Below are 24617 nucleotides of genomic sequence, written 5' to 3' on the forward strand. Positions count from 1 at the left end.
TCATTCACCTCCCTAGATCAGACCTTTTTCCTTGAATTTTTCAATCAGTCTCTGTGCTGTCATAGGACTTACATTCATATGGACACCTGTAGCATTTAAGATGGCATTTCTTACTGCAGGTGCAGTAGGAATTGCAGGCGGTTCGCCTAATGCCTTGTTTCCATAAGGGCCTGTAGGATCATCTAACTGGATAAACTCTACATGAAGATCCGGTGCATCCATAGCAGTAGGGATCTTATAATCCAACAGATTGTTATTTAATGGACGTCCTGTCTTTTCATCTACTAATAATTCCTCTGAAAGTCCAAATCCAAGACCCATGCTCATACCACCATGAACCTGTGCTTCTGCTGTCTTTGGATTGATCAGGATACCGGAATCATGAACATTGACGATATCCTTTACTGTTACCAGTCCTAATGGCATATCTACTTCTACATCTACGAAGCAGCAGCCGGAGGAGAAGGTATTATCCAGGCACTGATTAGTCACTTCTGCTGTCAGATGAATGGATTTATCCAATGAGTAAAAGGCTGTATCTGCTACCACTGCCACATCAAAGAGAACCGGATCACCACCATGTACAACGATCTTGCTGTCAACGATATCTAACATATCCTCTTTAATCTCATCTTCAGGAAGCAGTCCCAGCACTTTACGCAGCTTCTGGGCTGCTTCTTTTACCTGATCTGCATATATAGTCTTAGAAAGGTCTGTCACATCATGATTTAACATGTATGCAGCATAATCCAGAATACGGTGTCTTAATTCAACAGCACATTTCTTGCAGGCCATACCTGATACATAGGTCTGTCTGGAAGCATAAGCACCTGTATCAAATGGCGTAAGGTCTGTATCCTGTGTAGATACGATAAATATCTTATCAAAGGAAATACCAGTGGTCTCAGATGCCATCTGGCTAAATACAGTATCTGCGCCCTGTCCGATCTCTGTAGCACCCATAGATACCTGAATAGATCCGTCCTGGTTTAATACCATACGTACTGAAGATGTCTCCAGAGAAATTGGATGTACACCTGTTTTGTAACAGAAAATGGCCATTCCCACACCACGTCTTACTGGACCGGTCTGGTTCTTGTATGCTTCTCTCTTCTCATCCCAGTGGATATATTTCTTTCCTGCTTCCATACATTTCTTTAAACCATATGAATGGAAGGTGATACCATTTGCAGGATCCACGAAACCATCCTCCATACAGTTCTTCATACGGAATTCATAAGGATCCATGCCAATGGCTGTTGCCATATCATCAGTAAGACATTCTGTAAACCATGCTGCCTGCGGGATGCCATACCCACGCATAGCCCCTGCTGTTGGTGAAGAGGTATAAACGGTCCAGCAATCGATCTGGGCACCTAAACGGTCTCTGTACAGATCCTTAAATACATTTCCGCAGTTTGCACAGATAGCGTGGCCATGGGAAGCATAAGCTCCGTTGTTTGCATAAGCCTCTAACTGTCTTGCAAGAACGGTACCATCCTTTGTTACCAGGCCGCGGCATACACCTTCAATAGCGTGGCGGGTCCTGGTTCCGGAAATAGTCTCCTCACGGCTGATCTCCAGCCTTACAGGTCTTCCTCCTACACTCATTGTAAGGAATGCATTTAACGGTTCATAAAGCACATCCTGCTTATTTCCAAATCCACCGCCAATATATGGTTTGATGATGCGGACTTTACCGATAGGAATACCCAGGGCCTGTGATGTACAGCGGCGTACAATATGAGGGATCTGGGTAGAAGAAACAATAGTCACTTTTCCGTTTACGTCTACATAAGCCCAGGAAACAGGAAGTTCAATGTGACAATGGGAAATACGTGGTGTATCGTATACTTCATTGATCTCCACCAGATCTTCCTCTTTGTATTTTTCTTTTGCCTGTTTTAAGCCATCCTCAAAGGTAAAATCCTTTTGCCCCATAGTCATATGGGAGTGAACGATCACATTGTCTTTACGAATATCCGGATGCAGTGGTGTTGCCTCCGGTGCCATAGCTGCCTTTACAGTAACGATAGGCTCATATTCTTCATATTCTACCTTTACCAGACGGGCTGCCTGCGCAGCTGCCACCTCGTTTTCCGCTACAACTGCAGCAATATCATCTCCATACAGTCTTACTCTCTGGTTTAATACTCTTCTGTCGCAGATGTCCTGATGTTTTGCCTCCACGCTCCACGGATGGCCTGCAGTTGGAAACTGGCAGTCCGGCGCGTCAAAACAGGTAAGGATCTTTACAACACCAGGAACTTTTAATGCTTCTGTCAGATCAAAGCTTTTTACAAGACCATTTGCAATGGTAGAATGGATCACCTTTCCATGAAGGATATCTCTTGGCTCTAAATCCGCACTGTACTTTGCTTCGCCAGTTACTTTTCCATATGCATCGACACGGTTTAATCCCTGACCTACAACTTTCATAAACACTTCCTCCTTTACTAACCTTATGTTCTCCCGGAATCTTTCTGTACCTGATCATGTGAGAAGTTTTTTGTCTGCTGTACCTGAGAGGACATCTCCTATCTGATGAAAAACAGCTCTTTCCACTTCCCAATTTTGACCTGCCAAACCCCATCGCAGATGCTTACAGGATAGTTACGGAAAACGTACCCTGAGGGTAGAAAAAAAGAGCTGACTACATAAACTATGTAGTCAACTCTTAAGGTAGTTGGTAGAGACTCTGGGCCAATCCCCAGGATATACATATCAGACAATTGGTTTATTTGATTGTCTACATTATACATCTAACTATTTTTTTAGTCTAGATTGAAAAGTCTCAAAAATATTTTATTGTGTTTGTGCATATTGCACAATTTTATCTGTTTTTATTGATGTTTAATCGCTATTCTTGACAAAAAATAACGCATTTCTTTCATTTTGTCTATTCCAGAGCCTGCCGGATATCCTCAATAATATCGTCTGCACCTTCAATACCTACACTAAGGCGGATCATAGACGGGTCTACGCCTGCTTCTACTAACTGCTCATCTGTCAGCTGTCTATGGGTATGGCTTGCAGGATGAAGAACTGCTGTACGGGAGTCAGCAACGTGAGTTTCAATGGAACAAAGCTTTAACTTATCCATAAAGTCTGCTGCACCTTTTCTTCCGGACTTTAATCCAAAGGAAATAACACCGCAGGTACCATTTGGCATATATTTCTTCGCCAGTTCGTAATACTTATCTCCTTCCAGTCCCGGATAGTTGACCCATGCAACATCTTCCCTGGATTTTAAATAAGCTGCCACCTTTAAGGCATTTTCACAGTGCTTTGGCATGCGAAGATGAAGTGTTTCCAGACCTACATTAATCAAAAATGCATTCTGTGGGGACTGGATGGATCCCAGATCACGCATCAGCTGGGAAGTTGCCTTGGTGATATAAGCAAGTTTTCCAAATTTCTGGGTATAGATAATGCCATGGTAGGACTCATCCGGCTCTGTTAAACCGGTAAATCTGTCGTGATGAGCTTCCCAGTCAAAATTTCCGCTGTCCACAATACAGCCGCCTACAGTCATCGCATGTCCATCCATGTACTTGGTGGTACTATGGGTAACGATATCTGCCCCCCACTCAAAAGGACGGCAGTTAATAGGAGTTGCGAACGTATTATCCACGATCAGAGGTACACCGTGTTCATGAGCTACTTTTGCAAATTTTTCAATATCCAGAACAGTCAGCGCCGGATTTGCAATGGTCTCAGCAAATAATACCTTGGTATTTGGGCGGAAAGCTGCTGCCAGCTCTTCTTCTGACGCATCCGGGCTTACCAAAGTACACTCTACACCCATTTTAGGGATGGTAACTGTAAACAGGTTCGTAGTTCCGCCATAAATAGCTGCAGAACTGACTACATGGTCACCTGCCTGGCATAAATTCATCACAGCATAGAAGTTAGCTGCCTGACCGGAAGATGTAAGCATAGCACCTGCGCCGCCTTCCAACTCACAGATTTTTGCTGCTACTGCGTCATTGGTAGGATTTGCCAGTCTTGTATAGAAATAACCATTCTCTTCCAGATCAAACAGACGTCCCATCTGTTCGCTGGTGGTATATTTAAAAGTGGTACTCTGATAGATTGGAAGCTGTCTCGGTTCTCCGTTCTTCGGCTGCCAGCCGCCCTGAATGCAAATGGTATCTAATGATTGTTTCTTTTTCATATTCCTTCTCCTCGTAATTTTGGTAAATTAGTGCATACAGGCTCAGGTTCCCTGCGCTGCTGCACTCTGCTGCGCTTATTACATTATATGATGTGAGTGTCAAAAGTAAATTTTGCCACTCACTGATGTAACCGGATTGCTCCATTGCTATGCAATTCCCGCAATCCTCGAACACCTCAAACTCCCATAAAATGGCATGTTCACACCATTTTATTTCGTTTTCGGTGTTCGGCGTGTCAATAAGTACAAATTGCTTATTTGTGCGAGCACAAACGCAATTTATACTTTTGACACTTACATCATTATGATGTTGGGGTCAAAAGGTATTTTGACCCCTCTGATACCGAATTGCTACGTGCTTTGCACTCCCGCAATTCTAAAAACATTCGTAATCCGCTCATTTTTCTTCAAAAAATGGCTCCTTACTCATGTTTTTGGCGGGTCCCAAGTTCAAAAATCCTCCTTCATGCAAGCCCTCATCGGATTTTAGACCTTTTGACCCTGGTATCATCATTATATTCCAGTCATAAAAGCTCTTCAACCAACCGTTTTGGTCTGTTGATCATATGGAACATGCACACTAGTACATCGTTTTCGAAATAACTATACCACTCACTTGTCTGCGAATCTGATTGCACAGGTCTAAAAGCCTCAGCGTAGCCCGCTACGCCTGCGTTTTTAGACCTGCACACTCAAATCCGCATCCTACGTGATTAGTACAGTTATTTACGAAACGATGCACTAGTAATCCTGCTTTTGAGTATATATAACCCCATTTGGTGGCTGAATTGATTTACTTTTCAACCATTATGAATTCACATACACATACACGATCCCGGAAATGATCAGGTAAAACCAGGTGGTAGGATTGGAAAACCAGGTGGTAAAGAAAGACAGCATCATATACATAGCGATCTGGGCGTAGATCACATGACCTGCAGGACAGGTGAGTTTTCTCCTGAAACGGCCCAGCAGATAACAGCAGCCTCCTAAAAGACCGCCGAAAAATATCATTCCCACAACACCAAAATCATAAAAAGCATCGTAAAACAATGTTACTGTAGTCAGCTCCTCTTTTGTTACAAACAGAGGAAAATCTGCCAGTGACGGGAAAATAAACTTAAGTCCGGTCAGCGCCCATAATGGGAACAGGCCCTTAAGTCCAAAGGAAAAATGTTTTAACTCCGCCGCCATACAGTTAAAGTTATCGTAATTATTTGCAATATACATATATGGCTGGGTTATAAAGATTGGCATATGGCTGTTTTTCATCTCAAAAATGCCGTTTAAGTATTCTACGCTATGGCTGCGCAGCACTGTCAGTGCCACATAAGCCGGGATCAGTGCCACAAGGAGCACGCCCACATAGATCAGGCTGAAGCTTCCTGTCATGGAAATGTAGGTAAATACAGCCATCCCCACTGCCAGTATCAACTGGAAACGGGAAACGCATAAAAGCGGGATCATCACTGCCATAATATCGCAGACCACTGCCAGCCAGAAGCCTTTATACCGTATCAGTCCCCTTCCTCTTCTTGCTATCATCAGACTGTATACCACAGAAAGGCTTGGAACCAGTACGCAGGATACAGTAAAATAATGGACTCCTTTAATGTGAAAATAGGAATAAGCGTGTGGTACACCATAGGAAAACATTGGCACAAAATCCAGTCTCCATGCCTCAAAAGCAAAAGCTGATACAGATACCAGGGTGATCACAGTCATGGAGATCAGAATGCGGTTTGCCTGCAAAGGTGAGTCTGCAGATGAGTAATATTTGTATACAGATCCCATATCCGAAGCACTCCAGCCATCATACATCCTGGTCAGCACCTCAAATACCCACCAGAAGGCCATAACTGCCACAAAAAAACTGACCCAGGTAATAAGAAGCCAGTCTGTCTGGAGATAGGAAAGCTTAAAGCAGGAGACTCCCTGTCCTCCTATAAAAAACAGGCAGAACAGCCCCCGAAGGTGGATCAGGTTTCCTGTCCGGATATAATCTCTGATATACAGCCATATAGCTGCTCCAACTAAAACAAGGCCGGACAGCACATATAAGTGCTGCCAGGCCAGAATAAAACTGATTCCATAACAAATAAGATAAACTATCATTAACCTGTAATCTTCTCCACAAACTTTCTCATGTAGTCTTCTACTTCTGCAGTTGTAGCAAAGCTCATAGCTTTATCAGCTACTGCCTGAAGTTCTTCTACACTGTATTCTGTTACCATCTTTCTTGCGCGCAAGATGGCGGATGCGCTCATGCTAAATTCATTTAAACCAAAAGCAAGCAGCAGCGGGATCATCATTGGATCACTGGCTGCTTCCCCACACATACCTACCATAATGCCGGCTTCACGTCCACATGCAATAATATGGCGGATACTTCTTAATACTGCCGGGTTAAAAGTAGAATACAGATAAGAAACCTTCTTGTTTCCTCTGTCAACTGACATGGTATACTGTGTCAGGTCATTGGTACCGATACTGAAGAAATCTGCCTCTTTTGCAAAAATATCTGCGATCAGGGAAGCGGCTGCTGTCTCTACCATGATACCAACCTGGATGTCTTTCTTGTATGCAATGTTCTTTTCATCCAACTCAGCCTTGATCTCTTCAATCAGTGCTTTTGCCTCTCTTAACTCATCAATACAGGTTACAAGAGGGATCATAATACGGATATTGCCATATGCGCTGGCTCTTAAAAGTGCCCTCAGCTGCGGCTTATAAATATCCTCTTTTCTGTCCAGGCACAGACGGATGGCACGATAACCTAAAAATGGATTTTCGTCCTTTTCCAGTCCCATATAAGGGATCTCTTTGTCACCGCCGATATCCAGTGTACGGATGATCACCGGCTTACCGTTTAATGCAATAGCAACTTTCTTGTACGCTTCAAATTGCTCTTCCTCTGTAGGCATAGCAGTACGGTCCATAAACAGAAACTCTGTACGGAACAGACCAACGCCCTCTCCATCATACTGTAAAACCTTGTCTACATCTTCCGGCTTCCCGATATTAGCAACGATCTCTACCTGTACGCCGTCTTTCGTAACGGAAGGCTGTCCAATGTATTTTTCCAGTTCTTTTTTATCTTTTAAAAACTGCTTTCTCTTTTCTTCGTATTCTTTTTCTACAGAAGCTTCCGGATCTACAAATACTTCTCCTGTGCTTCCGTCAAGGACTACTTTATCTCCATCTTTTACTGCATCCATCAGGCCATTTACTGCAACTACTGCCGGGATCTCCAGCGCTCTTGCCAAAATAGCACTGTGTGAGGTTTTTCCTCCCAGCTCTGTTACGATACCGGAAACATTTTCCGGATTAATACCTGCTGTCATAGAAGGTGTCAGATCCTTTGCTACCAGTATGCTTCCTTTTGGCAGTAAAGATACATCTACAGACTCCAGACCCATTAATGTACGCTGCATACGTACCTTAATATCCCTCATATCTGTGGCACGCTGCTGCATCAGCTCATCTCCCATGGATGCGAACATATCTGCATACATATTGCATACATTTTCAATGGCAAATTCGCTGTTTACCTTGTCATTTCTTATGCTGCTTTCAATTTCCCCTGTAAGCATGGGATCTGATAAAAGCATCATATGTCCCTGCATGATCTCTGCTTCCTTCTCTCCCACGCGGGAAGCCAGATCGTCAGCCATCTTCTGTGTAGCTGCAATGGTCTTTTCCAGAGCCCCCCTAAAGCGCTGGATCTCCCCCTCTGCATCTGCTACCTCATTTCTTGTGATCACTAATTCTGCTTCTTCAACGATCACAGCTTTGCCAATGCCGATACCGGCAGAAGCGCTTGTTCCCTTAAACATATGTGTTGCCTCCTTATTGTTTTAATGTTCTCTCGGAATCTTTCTGTACCTGATTTTGTGAGAAATGTTCTCTCGGAATCTTTTTGTACTTGATTTTGCGAGAAGATTTTTTGTCAGTTGTGCCCAAATTTCTGAAGCGTACGCGGTGCGTACGTTAATGAAATTCGGGTGCAACTGGCGAAAAATCGGCCGCAAAGGCAAGTGCAGGAAAGACTCCGAGAGGACATAGAAGACTCCGGGAGGACATTTTATACTCGCGAACAGCCACCTATGGGCTTTACTGCCGCAGGCTGTTCATTTATTAATGATCCAGGAAAAACAAATGCCACCTGCGGTGCCGCCTGTTTTTCTTTGGTCTCATACTATCTATTCCCCTAATCCATCCTCTACGATTTTGATCATTGCTGCCAGTGCCTTTTCCTCATCAGGACCAGTGCAATTAAATTCAATCTCTTCTCCGCATTTTACACAGGCGCCAAGGACGCTAAGCACACTTTTCGCATTTGCCGTTACATTGCGGACTTTAAAAGAAACCTTTGATTTATACAGCAGAGCCTCTTTGCAAAGGATGCCTGCAGGCCTTAAATGAAGACCAGATGGATTTTTGATCACAGTTTTTCCACTTACCATATTTGATTCTCCTGATTTTTCCGCAGCATATAAACTGCCTTTTTCTTGTTTTCCCCTTAATTATTTCTCATGTTCTCTCGAAATCTTTCTGTGCTTGATTTTGTGAGAAGATTTTTTGTCAGTTGTGCCCAAATTTCTGAGGCGTACGTGGAACGTACGTCGATGAGATTTGGGTGCGACTGGCGGAAAATCGGCCACAAAAGCAAGTGCAGGAAAGACTCCGAGAGGACATTTCTCTTACTTAACGGCTTTCCCAGCCGCCGTTGTATAATTTGATGCAGCAGAGCTGCTTTCAGCAGCTGTTGTTTCCCCTCTGCTGCTCTCTGTCTCTTCTGATGCAGCCGCCGTTATTTCCCCTGGTTCTCTGTCATGAACGATGATCTGAAGGTCATCCTGGCTTACCAGCTCGTACGCTGCTCCCAGTTCAAAGGTTACAGTTCCCGGATGGGTTCCAGGACCCATATCGCTTACATCAACCTCTGCCTCTAACGAATCCTCCGTCAGCTGGTCTAAATCTTCTTTTAAACCTTTAATATTTAAACGTATCGCATCTCTGTCATACTGATAGCTGTAGTGGCTGGATGCACCTACCTGACGGATCTTACTTGTCTTTAATTCAATGGTACGGGTCTCTAAAGGTTCTACTTTTAAGGTTACATGGATCTTGCTGTTGGAATCAGCCAGTTCCACATTTTCCGGAAGATATTTATCCAAGTCAATGATCACTTCTTTATCCTCTGAAGCACCGTCCATATTTAACTCTGACTTAGGGATATTAATAGCATTTATCTCTGCCAGATCAGACTTAAGTCCTACTACATCAACAGAGTTTACATTGCTCTCAATACCTGTAAAGCGGTATCCGTCTGCCACTCTTCCCTCTGTCTCAAAATTCAGTCCCAATGTCTTTACTTTCAGGATAGAAAGAGTGTAGTCTGCCTCTGACCGGCTTAAGCTCACCTGGTCATCCAGAGTGATCTTATTTCTATTTGCATCAAAGCACTGGATCTGGGCTGTACCTGAAAGATCGGAATTTGCCCCGTCCAGACGGATGGTAATACCCACTGTACTGATCCGTCCCACCTGGGATTCCGGTCCGCTTACATATATGCTGGTAGGTACGATATTCACTGTTCCTTCCCTGTATCCGGACTCTGTTTCTCCTTCTGTATATGCGGTCAGCTCAAACTTTTTCTGCTGCACATCTTCCGTAGTCACGCGGATCACCATCGGTTTTGCAGTTACCGCATCCACTTTACTGTTCTTTATATCTACCTTCACCGGCACTGCTCCCGTAGGCTCATACATATCTGCCAGATCAATATAAGCCCTGAAATCAGAAGCAGAAATACTTCCTGCATCCAGTGTGCGTACCTTATATGCTACCGTCACAGTGCTGCGGTTATCGAGCAATTCATACGTTTTTCCGTTTGCGGAAAGTACATCTTCATTCAGCACCTCTAAAGGCACCTCTTTGGTGGCCGTCACATCCGGGTTGGAAATGTTGGTCACTGCCAGCCAGACAAAAAAAGCAAGGAAAACGGAAAGTATCTTCAATTTTAAGTTATTTGTCAGCTTTTTTCCCATTGATCAACCTTCCCTTCCATATCTTAAACCGGTTGGAAGAAACCGGCTCTTCTTTCATCAGTCCGGAAAGAATATCCCGAAGTGCCTCTGCAGTTGGAACACTGCGAAGCATTCCGCCTTCTGCAACAGATACCCGTCCTGTTTCCTCAGAAACAACAATAGTAAGACTGTCTGTTGTTTCACTGACACCTACCGCTGCACGATGCCTGGTTCCCAATGCCTTGTTAATAGACATATTGTCAGAAAGAGGAAGATAACAGGTAGCAGCTGCCACCCTGTTTCCCCGGATCACTACTGCCCCGTCGTGAAGCGGTGTATTATGTTCAAAAATGTTGATAAGAAGCTGGCTTGTGACCAGACCGCTGATCTCAATACCGGTCCTTTCGATTTCCTTTAAAGAAGTTCCTCTTTCAATGACCATTAAAGCGCCTGTCTTTACCTTTGCCATCTCAAAAGTGGCACGCACCAGTTCGTTCACAGTACGGTCATTAAATTCCTGACTGATCTTGCCGTCATCCTGGGCCAGAATACCGGATAACAGATTCTGGCTTCCCAGCTGTTCCAGGGCTTTCCTAAGTTCAGGCTGGAAAACGACCAGAAACGCCGTTACAGCAATAGCAGTAATATTTTTAAGGATCCAGACAATCGTATCCAGACGCAAAAGAACAGCCATAATGGAAAATACCAATATGACTAAAAGTCCTTTTAACAATGTCCATGCCCTTGTATTTTTTATCCAGAAAAGAATCTCATATACCAGAAACGAGATGATCGCAATCTCAAAGATATTCCGGAGGGAGATCCGCGGCAGCAATGTCAGCCAGGATGAGGCTTTCATCATAAGTTCTGTTAAGATTTCCACCTGTTATCATCCTCCTTTGGTCATATATACTTTTATACTTACTTATGTTCTTTCACTTTTGTACTTCGCTTTCTTGTGCTGATACGCTGTACTTTTACGTCCGTACTGCTCACGGTCATCTTGGGAACTGCTTTTACATAGTAATAATAATCATCATCTTCAAACTGCACATATTCTGTACAGGTATAATCTACAGAAAAGAAAAAGAAATTGTAGATCATAGCCAGCACCACAGACACGAGCAGGCCAAAGATCAGTGTTCCGGCCGATACAGACACACCAAATACAAAATCACCTACAAAAATAACCAGCAGCTGGGCTACTGTTCCTACCACAATAGCTATAACCCAGGCATAGTCCACAGAAAGTCTGTGGATCAGATATACCACTATAATGCCAACTGCACAGGCAGCGATCATTATCATCATAGTCTGGTTAAAGCATACAGACCGGATGATCTGGCTGTAACGCTGGACGATATCCACATTTCCTTCTCCTGTAAGGACACCTGCATTCTGGCGTATATACATCAGAAGATAGTAGAGAAAAACGCCGCAGCTCACTGGTATCACAGATATCAGGCTGCCTCCCAGACCCACTAAAAATGCCACTGCATACGGCACTTTAAACAAGAACGCAAGGGGCGTAAGTACCATAAGCCAGCTGTCTCCCGGCTTGAAGCCGTAATACAGCACTGCTACTACCAGTATCATCATCAATGTGATCAGTGCCATTTCCATGGATACTGCATACACATGCGCCACCATCACACATCCCATTAAAAACACGCTGGCACTATCCGGGAGCAGTGCACCAAAAACACAGAGCAACAGCACAACCGCTGGATTTTTTAATTTTGTCATGTAACCGATATTGGCATTCATACTTAAAACAGTACACAGGACAAGCAGCAGCCGGACCACAAAGCGTATCCAATAACTGTATTTATTATAAAATTCTTTCAGGTGCTCTTTTAACAGCAAAAGACCTGTCATAAAGCGGCTCCTCCTCTGTTTCCTTTTCCGTGGTCTTTCCCGAATTTGCGCTCCAGATGTTTCAGCCTTGCCATATACATAGTCTGGCTTCTGGATGCAAAATCATATCGTTTGGAATAAATCTTCCATGTAATAAGAAGATAAAACACCAGTCCTGTTATATAACCCAGTCCCCAGTTTTTTGCCCATGACACAACCGTTTCTATAGCAGCGCCTTTTACGATCACACCCAGCTTGTACATGATCCACATAAGAAGGATCAGCACAAAACTAAAGGTGTATCCAAAAAAAGAGCGGAATAACTGTCCTCCTACGTAATCACTTTTAAAGAACTGATTTACAGGGAAGATTTTTCTGCCCTGATGCTTTTCAAATACTGCCAGATCAGTCATCGCCTGGATCTTTTCCTCATTCAGCATAAAGCACTCCTTTATTTTCTTCCCAATGCTATCAATTTAGTATACCACATCTTTTTTTGTTTTGCGACACCTTAAATGAATTTTTTGTTTTACCGTTCATAATTGAATATTGTATGAAGCAATTATTAATTTTTTATTAATTTACCTGTCAAGGCTTGTATTATTCTCAAAATATGCTATTTTTTATTCTGCGAAAAAAAAATCAAACCAAACAGGAAAATATGATCAAAGTATTTAAAGTATTATTAAAGAGGTATAATTATGAAAACGCTTCAGATGATCCATTATTTTAATTTTGTGATCGCAACGGTATTTGTAGTATTTTATTTTTACCAGATTGGCTATCTACTCCTTGGTCTTTTCATGAAGCACCGTAAAGGCAGTACCGGCCCTCATAAGCTCCACCGCTATGCAGCTGTCATTTCTGCAAGAAATGAGGCAAATGTTATTGGCGGACTGATCGCCAGCCTAAAAGCACAGAACTACCCTTGCGAGCTCCTTGATATTTATGTGATCGCAGACAACTGTACTGATGATACCGCCCAGGTAGCTGCACAGGCAGGTGCAAAAGTCTACCGCCGCTACAACCATCAGCAGGTAGGAAAAGGCTATGCTCTTGATTATCTGTTTAAATGTCTTTCTGCTTCCGGCAAAGATATATATGATGGTTACTTCGTATTTGATGCAGATAATTATGTGGATCCTAACTTTGTAAAAGAGATGAATGCTACTTTTGACAGCGGACATTTTGCAGCCCTTACAAGCTACCGCAACTCAAAAAACTTTGGTGCAAACTGGATTTCCGCAGGTTATGGCTTATGGTTCTTGCGCGAAGCACGCTTCTTAAACTTCCCAAGAATGCTTCTGGGAACCAACTGTGCGATCTCCGGAACCGGCTTTTTAGTTTCCGGTGAAGTGATACGTGAAAACGGTGGCTGGCCATTCCATCTGCTTACAGAAGATATCGAATTTTCTGTAAACTGTGCCATTGAAGGCAAGGTCATCGGTTACTGTGACAAAGCTGTTATCTATGATGAACAGCCAGTAAAGTTCGGACAGTCCTGGACCCAGAGACTGCGCTGGTCCAAAGGCTTTTATCAGGTAGACTGGCATTACAGCTGGGGACTGATCAAGGGACTGTTCCAGGGCGGAAGGAAATCTTTCTCCTGCTATGATATTTTCATGACTGTTGCTCCTGGCATGTTCTTTACTCTTGCCGCTATCCTGATCAATCTGGGAATGGCATTTTCCTATATAACCGAACCTGGATACATAGCAAGGCTGATCGCAGCTGAGAATATCTCCTTCCTTACAAGAACGATCGTTATGTTCTACTTAAGCCTTTTAGTTTACGGTATCATTACCATGATCAGCGAATGGAAACAGGTGAATCTTTCTGCTTTTAAGAAAATCCTGTATACATTTACATTCCCGGTCTTTATGTTCACCTACATTCCGATTTCTGCCGTTGCACTGATAAAGAAAGTAGAATGGAAACCTATCTGCCACGGAAATACTTCCGGAGAGCTGATCACTTCTAAAAGAAATTAAATACGAATTTTTCCTGCCAACAGCAGGAATATTATAATAGACAAAAAAGCGATGCACGGATACATATCGTCTGGATATGCTTCCTGCACCGCTTTTTATTTAATGTCCTCTCGCAATTCTATTACCTTGATATTACAGTATGGCTGCCAGCCGCAAAAGGATCATATATCCGGCTGTTCCCACTGCAATACTTACTAATGTATTATGTTTCCATTTATAAGATAATGCCACGATCACTACTGCTGCTATTTTGGGCAATCCTATACGTACCACATCATTTCCTGTATCTTTTAAGCAATAGACGATCAGTACCGCCATAATTGCTGACGGAAGTGTTTTTCCAAGACGATCCAGCCAGTCCGGCATCTTCTGTGCTCCACTAAAAGCCAGAAAGGGCAAGGCACGGAGGAAAAAGGTACACAGGGCGGAAACTGTGATCGTGATCAATATTCTTTCTGTATTCATTTATGCTTCCTCCCCTTTCTTCTGTAATACCACTAAAAGTCCTGAAGTTATGAGCAATGCCGGAAGCATAAAACTGGAAGCTCCAAAGATAAGCAAACAGATAATACCTATCCCACAGCCTGCTAAAGCCGGTGTATGTTTATCTGTTTTCTCCCACTGATCAATAAATATGATCACAAATAAAGCCGTCATACAGAAGTCGATTCCTTTCATATCCCACGGGATCAGCTGCCCTAATACTCCTCCCAGAACAGCACCGATCATCCAGTAACAGCGGCTGAAAAATGCCACCAAAAACATAGCATCCTCTTTTTCTTTCCGAGGCAGTTCCAATGTGCAGTTTACTGCATAAGTTTCATCTGTCATGGTATGGATCATATAAAGCATCCGCTTTCCCATTTTCTTAAAATCTTCTAAGAACGTCAAACTATAAAAACTCTGGCGGCTGTTCATCAGAAGTGCCGTAAGAGCCACTGTTATAACAGAGGCGCCGCTGCTTAAAAATGTGATAAGCACAAACTGGAATGCTCCTGTATACACTGTCATGCTCACCAGTAAAGAATAATACCATTTAAAGCCTGCATCTTCCATCATAATACCATAGGCCATACTGACAAAAATGTAGCTGCACATAATGGGAATGGATTTGATAAACGCATATTTCCGGATCTGGGATTTTGTCATACCGTAGATGTCCTTTCACTCCATTTTCTTTTGGCCTATCATATCTTCTATTTCCTACTTTGTCAATAGGTAAGTATGCTTTTCATCTTTCGGCCCCTTGCAATGATCTCCTGACAGAAACAGAGATTACAATAATAAAACTACCGGGAATCGGATCGTTTCATCTAATTCCCGGCAGCATCATTTTGCTGTACTATTAAAATTTCTTACACCTGCTGCTTCAGCATTCCCGCACTTGTCATCCTTAAAGAATGTTCCGGTGGAATCTGAGGCTCTTTTGCTTCTGTATCCACTAACTGTAATGCTTTTACAGGACAGGCTTTTACGCAGGCCGGAAGCATTCCATGATGGACTCTTACATAGCAGCCATCGCATTTGATCATCTTGCCATTTTCGCCAAAAGAAGGAATACCATAAGGACATGCCATCGCGCAGCTGTGGCAGCCAATACAGTTGGTGGTATCATAAACTGTAAGATTCGTTTCTGGGTCTTTTTTCAGGCAGGCACTTGGGCATGCGCTGATGCACGGTGCATCGCTGCAGTGCATACACGCTAAAGACAAATGACTGTATTTTACATTTCCTTTTTGTTCCATTTCCAGGTCAAATACATTCCTGAAAGGTCTCTGGCCCTCTTTTACCTGGAAATCGTTCTGGTCCATGCAGGCAACGGAGCAGGCTCCACAGGAAATACACTTGGTAATATCCAGATCTATTGCATATTTCTTCAACGCTGCACCTTCTTTCTCATACCGCATCTGGTAGAATTATAAGCCGGGAAACCGGAATAGGGGTCTACGTGAGTTCCTGACATCAGGGAATTTACATCTGCTTCTGAATATCCATGGTAGAAGAATATCACATTTTTCTGTACTCTGTGTGTTGGATGCGCTTTTACAGAAATGGTTCCTCTCTCTGTAAACAATTCTATGTCGTCTCCTTCTTTTAAGCCCAGTGCCTGTGCATCTTCTATGGAAATATCGGCCATTGGATCCGGCCGCAGGCTGCGTACCCAGGGTACCTTGTGAAGGCGGGAATGGATAGCATTGGGCAGTCTTGCGCCGGAACAGAGGATAAATGGATATACAGTTTCATCTGCCTCATCCATTGGCTCACAATAAGTTGGAAGGGCATCTAAATGCCACTGCGGATGAGAAGCGATCAATTCTGAGTATAACTCAAATTTGCCTGTTGGAGTCTTACAGCCTTCTTCAAGGATGGTTCCCGGAACATAAGGTTTTACCCCCCGCACCTTTAAAGGCAGATCGCTGGCACGAAGTTCATCCATAGTAATATCCAGGTTAGATAAAATCTCTTCAATGTTCTTCTCATAGCCTTCTTCCAGGCGCTTATCCCCCAGGTTCATTACTTTTGCCAGTTCACATAAGATCTCTGCATCTGACTTGCTTTCTCCTACTCTGTCAATAGCAGGTTTAGTCAGCCATGCATAACCGCCCGGATAAGTCTCTAACTCGCCTCTTTCATAGGAAGTACATACCGGAAGAACAATATCTGCCATTTTGGCAGCATCTGTCATAAACAGATCTGTATCTACGAAAAAGTCCAGTTTTTCAATGGCGGATTTAAAATACTGGTCATCTGGAAGGATGCGGTAATTTAAGCCCATTGCAAATAATGCCTTAACAGGATAAGGTGTTCCCTCATGGATCTGTCTTGGCAGATCCACACACTGCATCTCCCGCTCCATATGATACCACAGTGGGAACCGTGTCGCTCCTACAGGAAGAACTGTATCCTTTGGCTCTGTACCATCTGCAAATTCATCTTCCAGTGTAGTAAAACCTGCGATCTGGTGAGTAAATGTATGCTCTCCCGGCAGTTGTCCGCCTTTACGGTCAAAGTTGCCTGTCAGTGCAGAAAGTGCCATAATAGCACGGTAATTCTGGAACCCATTCTTATGATGCGGGATCGGGGCACTGTTTTCGTTAATCGCCATAGACTTGCTCTCATGGATCATCTCACAGGCTCTTTCTACCATTTCATAAGGAACACCTGTCAGCTTTTCGACATTGGTCTCATTAAATCCAGCTGCATATTCTGCATATTCTTTAAAGCCATGAACATATTTATCAATGTATTCTTTGTCGATCCAGCCTTTCCGGATCAATATATTTCCCATACACAATGCCAGGGCACCGTCTGTTCCCGGATATGGGCGCAGATGCAGATCACACATTTTTTCTGTAGTTGGTGTGATCTTCGGATCTACTACAATGACCTTCATTCCCCTTGATCTTGCTTCTTCTGCTCCCTGAGCCTTTAAGTAACCGGAATAATAAGGATTAAATGCCCAGCCAAGAAGCAGGTCACAATTTGACATATCCGGTCTTGCCAGCTGTCCTATGGCTGTTTTCCATGCCATCCAGCCAGTAGTCATACAGGTACTGGACTCTGTACCGTAATTCATAGTTCCAAAGGAATGGGCAAAACGGCGCAGCCACGGACGGAACCATTTATTGTACCCACCGAAAAATGCCACTGCCTGAGGTCCATCTGCTGCTTTGATATGATTTAACTTTTCAGCGATCTCCTTATAAGCCTCATCCCAGGTGATCGGTTCAAATTTTCCTTCTCCCCTTTTGCCAGTACGGCGAAGAGGTGTTTTTATACGGTCTTCTCTGTAAGCAAAGCCACGGCCGGACAATCCTTTTGTGCAAAGGCATCCCTTATTTCTCGGATGCTCATCCAAGCCTTCCAGCTTTACCATTTTTCCATCTTTTACATAAGCGCATACACCACAATTATATGCCGGAGAACAGATAGCACAGACTGTATTCTTTTTTTCAATGCCGGTCTCCGGTCCCGGTATCTTTGCTTTTATTAAAGCCTCTAAACTATCCATGGATCTTCTCCTCAACTTCATCTATAAAAGGAACGGAAAGTCCTGCTTTTACCAGCATAGCCCGCTGATAATCCGGCAGAACAAACTGTTCACCTGCAAACAGCCGCAGCATATAATTTTTTATAATGCCGCTGATACGATAATTGTCTAAAATATTAGCGCCTACAATGCGCTTTCCGTCTAGCACCAGACGGATATACAGATCTTCTGAAAGCGAACCGTATTCCAGGATTTCTCCCTGCATCCGGTTGTCTCCAAAACCAATAAAATCCATGTTCATAAAGTGGGTGATATTGTGAAGGATATTTCCTTTATAAACAGCATCTCCCCCTGCCATGTTAATACCGGCAGTTTCTCCCTGATGATTGGCATTTGCCCACAGACCGATGATCTGTTTCTGTCCGCTTTCCAGATTATTCCCTTCACAGCAGTCACCTGCGGCATAGATTCCGGGAACAGAGGTACGCATATGGTCATCCACTACAATACCTCTTGTGATCTCCACTTCTCCCTGAACAGTCTCTGTAATGGCTCTTGTACCAATACACAGACCCACAATGTCTGCAGGAATCCTGCTTCCGTCTGTAAGCACAGCCACCTTTTCCCCATTTTCCTGTTCCATATGATCAATGGTAACACCAAACATTAAATGAACGCCCTGGGCTTCTACTCTCTTTTCAATCTCTTCTGCAACCTCTTTGTAAGCAGCCAGAGGAAATATATAGCTTGCCAGATCTAAAAGCCAGGTTTCAATACCATATTTATGAAGGACTTCCACCACCTTGATGCCAGCCATGGAAGCACCGATCACAACAGCATGTTTAATATCATTTTTCTTCAGTCTGTCTTTAAAGCGAAGGGCATCTTCTACTGTACGCATTAAAAATGCATCCTCAGGCTCCAGTCCTTTTACAGGAGGAGCAAATGCCCTTGCACCTGTTGCGATCAGAATGCGGTCATACTGCTCTGATCCATTTTCTGTTTCTACCAGATGCTCAGATCCGTGAACCTTTATTACCGTTTCTTTGCGAAGGTTAAAATCCACTTCTTTTTGTATCTGCTCCAGATCACCAAACGGGAACATTCCTTCATATTCCAGCTTTCCAAAGGCATAATACGTAGTCAACATAGGATTATAAGGGGCTCGTTCTGTATTGCTGTATACATCAATGCATCCCTCTTTATCCAGCTCACGGATCTTTTTCACTGCATGGTAGCCGGCTGTACCAAAGCCTACTACTGCGTATTTCATAGTCTTACCTCCCATAACATGGGAACGCGATGAGAATGTTATTGCCGCAACACCCCCACCGCGTTTTCCCGGTATCAAACAGTGATTACTGCTGATCCATTTTTTCTTTTACGTTCTTATAACGAACTAACATCAGCACAACTGCTGCAAGGATGAACAAGCCAATGTACAGGAACTGTCTTGCATTTAAGCTGGACAGGCTGACATAAGATGTAGCTGCCAGTACAACGAATACAACAGCTAATGCTGCATTTAACTTTGCAGGGCTCATGTACAGAGCAGATTTTCTGTATTCCTCAGGAAATACCTTAGGAAGACGGAAGCATGCATAAACCATTAACAGGTCAGTCAGTTTGCCACAGCCAGTACCCATATTTGCAATATCAGAGGTGTTCATACCAGTTACGATTGGAATGATACCAACCGCAAAGAAGAATAATAACAGGATAACAGGTGTACCGCCCTTATTTTCCTTTGCACAGGCCTCTGGCAGCCATCCGTCCATAGCAGCCCTCTGAAGAGAACGTGTAGTCCATGATAAAGTACCATTTAAAGTAGTCAGTAATGCAAACCACGCACCGCCGATCACGAAGAACAGGTAAATAGGAGCAGGAAATACAGATTTTGCCACTACAGAGATATTTACACCAGCTACTTCCTCAACAGGAAGAACACAAGCAGCAACAATACCAACTAAAGCATAAAAAATTGCAACAAGCAGTGTAGAAAATACCATAGCCTTTGGAATAGTCTTTCCAGGATTTTCTACTTCACCGCCATTCTCAGCTAAGAACTTAGCACCTGCACATGCAAAGGAAAGCATGGCAGCACCGCGGAGGAATTTCATTGGGCCGTTTGGCATAAGGTTTTCTTTATTTAATGCCAGTGCAGACCAGTCTACCTTAGGAAGACCAAATACAATGTAAATAAACAGAGAAATAAGTAATAATGCTACCATGAACTTCTGTACTTTTGCAGAAGTCTTCAGGCCGATCATATTTACTGCTACTGCCAGGGTCAGTGCGCCAAGTGCTACTAATTTCTGATTTACATCAGGGAAGATAACAGCTACATAGCTTGCAAAGCCAATGGCAAAGGTTGCGATCAGTACCTGCTGGAGAACGAACATCATCAAAAATACGAAAGATGCTCTTGGTCCGATCAGTTTTTTAGCATACACATAGCTACCGCCGGTTGCAGGCATACTGGATGCCAGAGTTGCCATTGGAACCAGCTGACATACAGCGATCAGTGCTGCCAGAACGAAACCATAAGGTGCGCCATGTCCGGTCAGGCCGATTACGATACCAGTTAATACGAATACACCTGAACCAACGATCTGACCGATGCAAAAGCTCATACATTCCCAGAAATTCAGTTTTTTATTGTCCATTGTTATACCCCTTTCTTATCTGCCACAAACCGTGCCAGTATTTCCATACCTTTTTCAAGAGTTTCCCTTGGGCAGCCAATATTAAAGCGAAGGAAATATTCTCCATTGCCCTGATATCCTGCGCCCCCTCCTACTGCCATCTTATACTCAGATGCCAGGATTTTTACCATCTCCTCGGAAGTCATGGAAAGTCCGCTGCAGTCTAACCACATCAGGTAAGTACCTTCTGGTTTAACAGGTTTAATCTGTGGTGCATGTTCTTTCAGATAGCTGATAACAAATTCAGCGTTTTCTGTAAGATATGCATTCTGTTCATCTACCCATTCATCCCCATATGTATAACAGGCTTCAATGGCACTGTTTGCCATGCAGTTCGGGCTCATCAGCCATGCCTGGCGAAGTGTATCCTCCTGGATCTTCTTATATTCCGCATTCGGGATAATAGTGCAGGAAGAATGAAGACCTGCCATATTAAAGGTCTTGCTGATAGCAGTGTAAACCAGCATATGATCATACACATCAGCGAAACGTGCAACAGAAGTATACTGATGTCCGTAAAGAACTACATCCCCATGGATCTCATCAGAAAACAGCCATACAGAGTACTTCTTGCACAGCTCTACGATCTTTCTGACCTCATCCTCTGTCCATACACGTCCTACCGGATTGTGCGGGTTACAGAAGATCATTGCCTTTACATCTCCACCGGATAATTTCTTTTCCAGATCTTCCCAGTCAATAACATAACGGCCTTCGCCATAAACCAGTGGACAGTCAACCTGTTTTCTCCCCTGGTTGTTGATCACAGCAAAAAACGGGTCATATACAGGAGTAAATACTAAAACTCCGTCTCCAGGCTGTGTAAAGCCGCGGATGGAAAACCAGATGGATGTAACAACACCTTCAGAAGGAGAAAAAGCACTGACAGGCAGATCTACCTGATGACGGCGCTTATACCAGCCTCTTACTGTTTCCAAAGTTCTCTCTCCGGTAGTGGTATAACCGAAAACCGGATGCTCCAGACGTTTCTTCATTGCCTCTACTGCTTCTGGCAATGTTGCAAAGTCGGTATCTGCGATCCAGAAAGGAAGAAGTCCTGTTCTGGTTCCGAATTTCAGCTGTTTTTCCCACTTAATGGAGTCAGAGCCAATACGGTCCTGTACTTTATTAAAATCGTACTTCATTACTGCACCTCCAAAATGATGTAAAACTAAACTGTTCTCCCACGATCTTACTGTGCCTGAAAAAGCAGGTTCAGAAAAAACGGGAGTACATTAAATGGATATGTCTCCATTTTCATAGTATATGCTTATATCCCCAGCGGTACGGGCCCTGTACTGTCCGGGAAAATTACAGCCAAAGTAACAATAGACAAAGATCACTGCTAAAGCTTATCTGCAGAATTCATCAAAATATTGCTTATATGTGCTATAGATCCAGTCGCAATGGACCAGCATATGAAAATATGCATAGTCACCATCATGGTTTTTCACTGCTTCCAGAATATTACCATGCTGGATACGCACCTGCTCTCTGTTCAACTCCTGATCTACAGGAAAAATAAGAGGCAATGTACGGATCTCATTGGAAGGAAGGACTATTGCATTCCACACCGGCTCCAGAAGAGGATTTTTTACGATCTCCCATAAACAGCCGTGGAAGGACTGGAGTCCTCTTCCCTCTTCCACATACAGATTCGGGCCTTCGATCACCACCTGGTCATTTTCATAAATACGCTCCAGTCTGGCAATGTCTTCCGGTGCAGCCATCAGTGCCGCCTGCTTTGCAATTGCAGGTTCTATCAGCCTTCTGGCTTTTGTGGAAAGTTCAAATTGATTCCAGTATTTTTCCGCCTGATCTTTTAACTCTCCAGGATCCAACAGGTTTTTCCAGTCTACACTGACAATACTTCCTTTGCCTTTGCGGGTTTCAATAATACCTGCATCAGCTAAAAGGCGAAGTGCCTGGCGGACAGTCACTCTGCTGACTCCCATACGTTCCATCAGCTCCTTTTCACTGGGGAGCTGGTCCCCGGTGCGGTAGGTTCCACTGCGTATCATATCTTTGATCTGATCAAATACCTGATCATATAAAGGTTTATTTGATAATTTATTCACAGTATTACCTCCTTTCCTGTCTGCATCTGTATGGTATAATAACCATACACCATGTATTAATATAAGTCAAGTTCATTTTGTGTTTTTTTATCTTTTTAACAACTTTTCCTTCATTTTTTAGGCACATTTTTCTAATTTCCTCCTGTTTTTTCGTTTTTTCTTATTTTATTCCGTATCATCTTGTATTAATTAGGACATGTATTGCTTTGCGTTGTTTTTATGACATGTATTAAATTAATATAAGTTATGTCTTAAAAAGTAAAAAGCAGGTAAGACTTTCCTTCTGTCCTGCCTGCTCTCTGTTTTATGCCACTATTATTCTGTTTTTATTCTGCTTCCATTCTTTTTTCCAAAAGTTCTGCCAGACCTTCTAAGGTTTCTACCTGATTGATCTCACAGCGCAGAGCTGCAGAATTCCGCATTCCCTTGGTGTACCAGGCCATGTGGCTGCGCATTTCGCGCATGGCGGTCATCTCACCCTTATACTCTGTCAGCATCTTTCCATGACGCAGGATCATATCCCGTACTTCCATAAGCGTTGGTCCCGGCAGCAGCTCCCCTGTTTCCAGATAATGAGTGATACGCTTAAAGATCCAGGGATTCCCCTTTGCACCTCTGCCTACCATGATGCCGTCACAGCCTGTTTCCTCCAACATTCTTTTTGCATCCTCAGGTGTAAACACATCCCCGTTTCCGATCACCGGTATTTTTACCGCTTCTTTCACCTGGCGGATGATATCCCAATCTGCCTTTCCGGAATAATACTGTTCCCTGGTACGCCCGTGAACTGCCACAGCAGCCACTCCACAGCTTTCTGCCATTTTTGCAAACTCTACGGCATTGATGCTCTGGTCATTAAAGCCTTTGCGGAATTTTACAGTAATCGGCTTTTTCACTGCTTTTACCATGGCGGTAAGCACTTTTTCTGCCTGGGCTGGGTCTTTCATCAGGGCAGAACCTTCATGATTATTAACGATCTTCGGCACCGGACATCCCATATTTACATCAATTGCAGCATATGGCCCGTCCTGGATCTGAGCTGCGATCGCCGCCATGATCTCCGGATCAGAGCCAAACAGCTGTACAGAGATCGGACCTTCTGCCGGATCCACTGCCAGAAGCTCTTTTGTATTTTTATTTTTGTATAAAATAGCTTTTGCACTGACCATTTCAGTTACCGACATGCCTGCTCCCTGTTCCCGGCACAAAAGTCTAAACGGCAGATCTGTCACACCCGCCATAGGAGCCAGGAATACATTGTTATCTAAAAGGGTATCACCAATCTTAAACTTCATCTGTTTCTCCCTTTTCATCGCCTTCCTGATCTTCTTTTTCCTCTTCCCAGTCTACATTTTCCCCCAGAAAGAAGGTCCTGTAATAAAGCTCTAAAGCTTCCAGAAGTTCTTTCTTTGTCTCCTGGTATTCCTTGATCTTTAACACACTGCCGATCTCATCAAAGAGATAATCTTCCTCTTCAGAGATGACCTGAAAGTCCAGATTTCCCTTTTCATCGTATTCCATAGTAAGGATACCGCCTACATCTTCTGTAAAAAGGACACACATGATGTGCAGCTCATCTTTTACAGACTGTGGGAGAGACTGGAATTCTTCGTTAAAATAGTATTTCTGCTCATAGGAATTAGCTCCGCAGAGCACCACTTTATCTGTCATATTTTCTTATCCTTTCTGTCACAATACTCATAAATCCCGCATATAAAACACACCGTTGCACATTCGAAGCTTTTCCTGTACACATTAAAGTCCGCTGCACCGGCATATACCGGTA

20 protein-coding genes and 1 riboswitch are annotated in these 24617 nt (G+C 43.4%); of the genes, 1 reads left to right on the top strand and 19 read right to left on the bottom strand.

All coding sequences use genetic code 11. The annotated features are described in order from the left end of the window. Positions 1 to 12: 12 nt before the first annotated feature. The 9 genes from OGM16_16910 to OGM16_16950 form a co-directional block, all read right to left on the bottom strand. Complete coding sequence (locus tag OGM16_16910) at positions 13 to 2439, bottom strand: molybdopterin-dependent oxidoreductase (protein UYJ46442.1); 2427 nt, start codon at positions 2437 to 2439, stop codon at positions 13 to 15. A 208-nt stretch (positions 2440 to 2647) separates the two neighbouring features. After that, positions 2648 to 2743, bottom strand: a riboswitch (purine riboswitch). 156 nt (positions 2744 to 2899) lie between these two features. Continuing rightward, entirely contained in the window at positions 2900 to 4177 is a 1278-nt protein-coding gene (locus OGM16_16915) for an aminotransferase class I/II-fold pyridoxal phosphate-dependent enzyme (GenBank protein ID UYJ46443.1), read from the bottom strand. Positions 4178 to 4984: 807 nt separating this feature from the next. After that, a complete protein-coding gene (locus OGM16_16920; protein ID UYJ46444.1) occupies positions 4985 to 6292 on the bottom strand; it encodes an oligosaccharide repeat unit polymerase in 1308 nt (435 codons plus the stop codon). Then, complete coding sequence (ptsP, locus tag OGM16_16925) at positions 6292 to 8013, bottom strand: phosphoenolpyruvate--protein phosphotransferase (protein ID UYJ46445.1); 1722 nt, start codon at positions 8011 to 8013, stop codon at positions 6292 to 6294. Before ptsP ends, OGM16_16920 begins: the two co-directional genes overlap by 1 nt. Before the next feature lie 366 nt (positions 8014 to 8379). After that, the gene (locus tag OGM16_16930; protein ID UYJ46446.1) at positions 8380 to 8643 is read right to left on the bottom strand and encodes an HPr family phosphocarrier protein; all 264 of its coding nucleotides are present in this window, start codon (positions 8641 to 8643) and stop codon (positions 8380 to 8382) included. Positions 8644 to 8880: 237 nt separating this feature from the next. Continuing rightward, positions 8881 to 10230, bottom strand: coding sequence for a CdaR family protein (locus tag OGM16_16935; protein ID UYJ46447.1), 1350 nt, complete (start codon positions 10228 to 10230; stop codon positions 8881 to 8883). Continuing rightward, positions 10208 to 11071, bottom strand: a complete 864-nt coding sequence (cdaA, locus tag OGM16_16940; GenBank protein UYJ48499.1) for a diadenylate cyclase CdaA — start codon at positions 11069 to 11071, stop codon at positions 10208 to 10210. The genes OGM16_16935 and cdaA overlap by 23 nt, the downstream gene beginning before the upstream one ends. Before the next feature lie 59 nt (positions 11072 to 11130). Further along, on the bottom strand, positions 11131 to 12087 hold the full coding sequence (locus OGM16_16945; GenBank protein ID UYJ46448.1) for an ABC transporter permease: 957 nt from the start codon (positions 12085 to 12087) through the stop codon (positions 11131 to 11133). Then, entirely contained in the window at positions 12084 to 12506 is a 423-nt protein-coding gene (locus OGM16_16950) for a hypothetical protein (protein ID UYJ46449.1), read from the bottom strand. The genes OGM16_16945 and OGM16_16950 overlap by 4 nt, the downstream gene beginning before the upstream one ends. A 261-nt stretch (positions 12507 to 12767) precedes the next feature. Between OGM16_16950 and OGM16_16955 the strand changes: the two genes are divergently transcribed. After that, positions 12768 to 14057 (top strand): glycosyltransferase, encoded by a 1290-nt coding sequence (locus OGM16_16955; protein ID UYJ46450.1) that lies wholly within the window; start codon positions 12768 to 12770, stop codon positions 14055 to 14057. Between the two features lie 132 nt (positions 14058 to 14189). Here OGM16_16955 and OGM16_16960 read toward each other — a convergent pair whose 3' ends face one another. The 10 genes from OGM16_16960 to OGM16_17005 form a co-directional block, all read right to left on the bottom strand. Beyond that, positions 14190 to 14522, bottom strand: coding sequence for an AzlD domain-containing protein (locus OGM16_16960; protein ID UYJ46451.1), 333 nt, complete (start codon positions 14520 to 14522; stop codon positions 14190 to 14192). Beyond that, positions 14523 to 15206, bottom strand: a complete 684-nt coding sequence (locus tag OGM16_16965) for an AzlC family ABC transporter permease (GenBank protein ID UYJ46452.1) — start codon at positions 15204 to 15206, stop codon at positions 14523 to 14525. A gap of 206 nt (positions 15207 to 15412) precedes the next feature. Beyond that, a complete protein-coding gene (locus tag OGM16_16970) occupies positions 15413 to 15937 on the bottom strand; it encodes a 4Fe-4S dicluster domain-containing protein (GenBank protein ID UYJ46453.1) in 525 nt (174 codons plus the stop codon). Continuing rightward, a complete protein-coding gene (locus tag OGM16_16975) occupies positions 15934 to 18069 on the bottom strand; it encodes a molybdopterin-dependent oxidoreductase (protein ID UYJ46454.1) in 2136 nt (711 codons plus the stop codon). The genes OGM16_16970 and OGM16_16975 overlap by 4 nt, the downstream gene beginning before the upstream one ends. After that, complete coding sequence (locus tag OGM16_16980) at positions 18062 to 19321, bottom strand: NAD(P)/FAD-dependent oxidoreductase (protein ID UYJ46455.1); 1260 nt, start codon at positions 19319 to 19321, stop codon at positions 18062 to 18064. The genes OGM16_16975 and OGM16_16980 overlap by 8 nt, the downstream gene beginning before the upstream one ends. Before the next feature lie 85 nt (positions 19322 to 19406). Beyond that, positions 19407 to 20714, bottom strand: coding sequence for an APC family permease (locus tag OGM16_16985; GenBank protein ID UYJ46456.1), 1308 nt, complete (start codon positions 20712 to 20714; stop codon positions 19407 to 19409). A gap of 2 nt (positions 20715 to 20716) precedes the next feature. Beyond that, positions 20717 to 21898 (bottom strand): pyridoxal phosphate-dependent aminotransferase, encoded by a 1182-nt coding sequence (locus OGM16_16990; GenBank protein UYJ46457.1) that lies wholly within the window; start codon positions 21896 to 21898, stop codon positions 20717 to 20719. Positions 21899 to 22105: 207 nt separating this feature from the next. Next, positions 22106 to 22831 carry a GntR family transcriptional regulator gene (locus tag OGM16_16995; protein UYJ46458.1) on the bottom strand — a complete coding sequence of 242 codons (726 nt, stop codon included), beginning with the start codon at positions 22829 to 22831 and terminating at the stop codon, positions 22106 to 22108. Positions 22832 to 23157: 326 nt separating this feature from the next. Further along, complete coding sequence (gene dusB, locus OGM16_17000) at positions 23158 to 24126, bottom strand: tRNA dihydrouridine synthase DusB (GenBank protein ID UYJ46459.1); 969 nt, start codon at positions 24124 to 24126, stop codon at positions 23158 to 23160. After that, the gene (locus OGM16_17005; GenBank protein UYJ46460.1) at positions 24116 to 24502 is read right to left on the bottom strand and encodes a DUF6145 family protein; all 387 of its coding nucleotides are present in this window, start codon (positions 24500 to 24502) and stop codon (positions 24116 to 24118) included. Before OGM16_17005 ends, dusB begins: the two co-directional genes overlap by 11 nt. Positions 24503 to 24617 lie beyond the last annotated feature (115 nt).

The organism is Lachnospiraceae bacterium (assembly GCA_025758065.1).
Lineage (GTDB): Bacteria > Bacillota > Clostridia > Lachnospirales > Lachnospiraceae > Enterocloster.

Excerpts from the sequence above, each read along its gene's own strand:
- OGM16_16910 (UYJ46442.1), bottom strand. The coding sequence starts at position 2,439 with ATGAAAGTTGTAGGTCAGGGATTAAACCGTGTCGATGCATATGGAAAA.
- OGM16_16915 (UYJ46443.1), bottom strand. The coding sequence starts at position 4,177 with ATGAAAAAGAAACAATCATTAGATACCATTTGCATTCAGGGCGGCTGG.
- OGM16_16920 (UYJ46444.1), bottom strand. The coding sequence starts at position 6,292 with ATGATAGTTTATCTTATTTGTTATGGAATCAGTTTTATTCTGGCCTGG.
- ptsP (UYJ46445.1), bottom strand. The coding sequence starts at position 8,013 with ATGTTTAAGGGAACAAGCGCTTCTGCCGGTATCGGCATTGGCAAAGCT.
- OGM16_16930 (UYJ46446.1), bottom strand. The coding sequence starts at position 8,643 with ATGGTAAGTGGAAAAACTGTGATCAAAAATCCATCTGGTCTTCATTTA.
- OGM16_16935 (UYJ46447.1), bottom strand. The coding sequence starts at position 10,230 with ATGGGAAAAAAGCTGACAAATAACTTAAAATTGAAGATACTTTCCGTT.
- cdaA (UYJ48499.1), bottom strand. The coding sequence starts at position 11,071 with ATGATGAAAGCCTCATCCTGGCTGACATTGCTGCCGCGGATCTCCCTC.
- OGM16_16945 (UYJ46448.1), bottom strand. The coding sequence starts at position 12,087 with ATGACAGGTCTTTTGCTGTTAAAAGAGCACCTGAAAGAATTTTATAAT.
- OGM16_16950 (UYJ46449.1), bottom strand. The coding sequence starts at position 12,506 with ATGCTGAATGAGGAAAAGATCCAGGCGATGACTGATCTGGCAGTATTT.
- OGM16_16955 (UYJ46450.1), top strand. The coding sequence starts at position 12,768 with ATGAAAACGCTTCAGATGATCCATTATTTTAATTTTGTGATCGCAACG.
- OGM16_16960 (UYJ46451.1), bottom strand. The coding sequence starts at position 14,522 with ATGAATACAGAAAGAATATTGATCACGATCACAGTTTCCGCCCTGTGT.
- OGM16_16965 (UYJ46452.1), bottom strand. The coding sequence starts at position 15,206 with ATGACAAAATCCCAGATCCGGAAATATGCGTTTATCAAATCCATTCCC.
- OGM16_16975 (UYJ46454.1), bottom strand. The coding sequence starts at position 18,069 with ATGGATAGTTTAGAGGCTTTAATAAAAGCAAAGATACCGGGACCGGAG.
- OGM16_16980 (UYJ46455.1), bottom strand. The coding sequence starts at position 19,321 with ATGAAATACGCAGTAGTAGGCTTTGGTACAGCCGGCTACCATGCAGTG.
- OGM16_16985 (UYJ46456.1), bottom strand. The coding sequence starts at position 20,714 with ATGGACAATAAAAAACTGAATTTCTGGGAATGTATGAGCTTTTGCATC.
- OGM16_16990 (UYJ46457.1), bottom strand. The coding sequence starts at position 21,898 with ATGAAGTACGATTTTAATAAAGTACAGGACCGTATTGGCTCTGACTCC.
- dusB (UYJ46459.1), bottom strand. The coding sequence starts at position 24,126 with ATGAAGTTTAAGATTGGTGATACCCTTTTAGATAACAATGTATTCCTG.
- OGM16_17005 (UYJ46460.1), bottom strand. The coding sequence starts at position 24,502 with ATGACAGATAAAGTGGTGCTCTGCGGAGCTAATTCCTATGAGCAGAAA.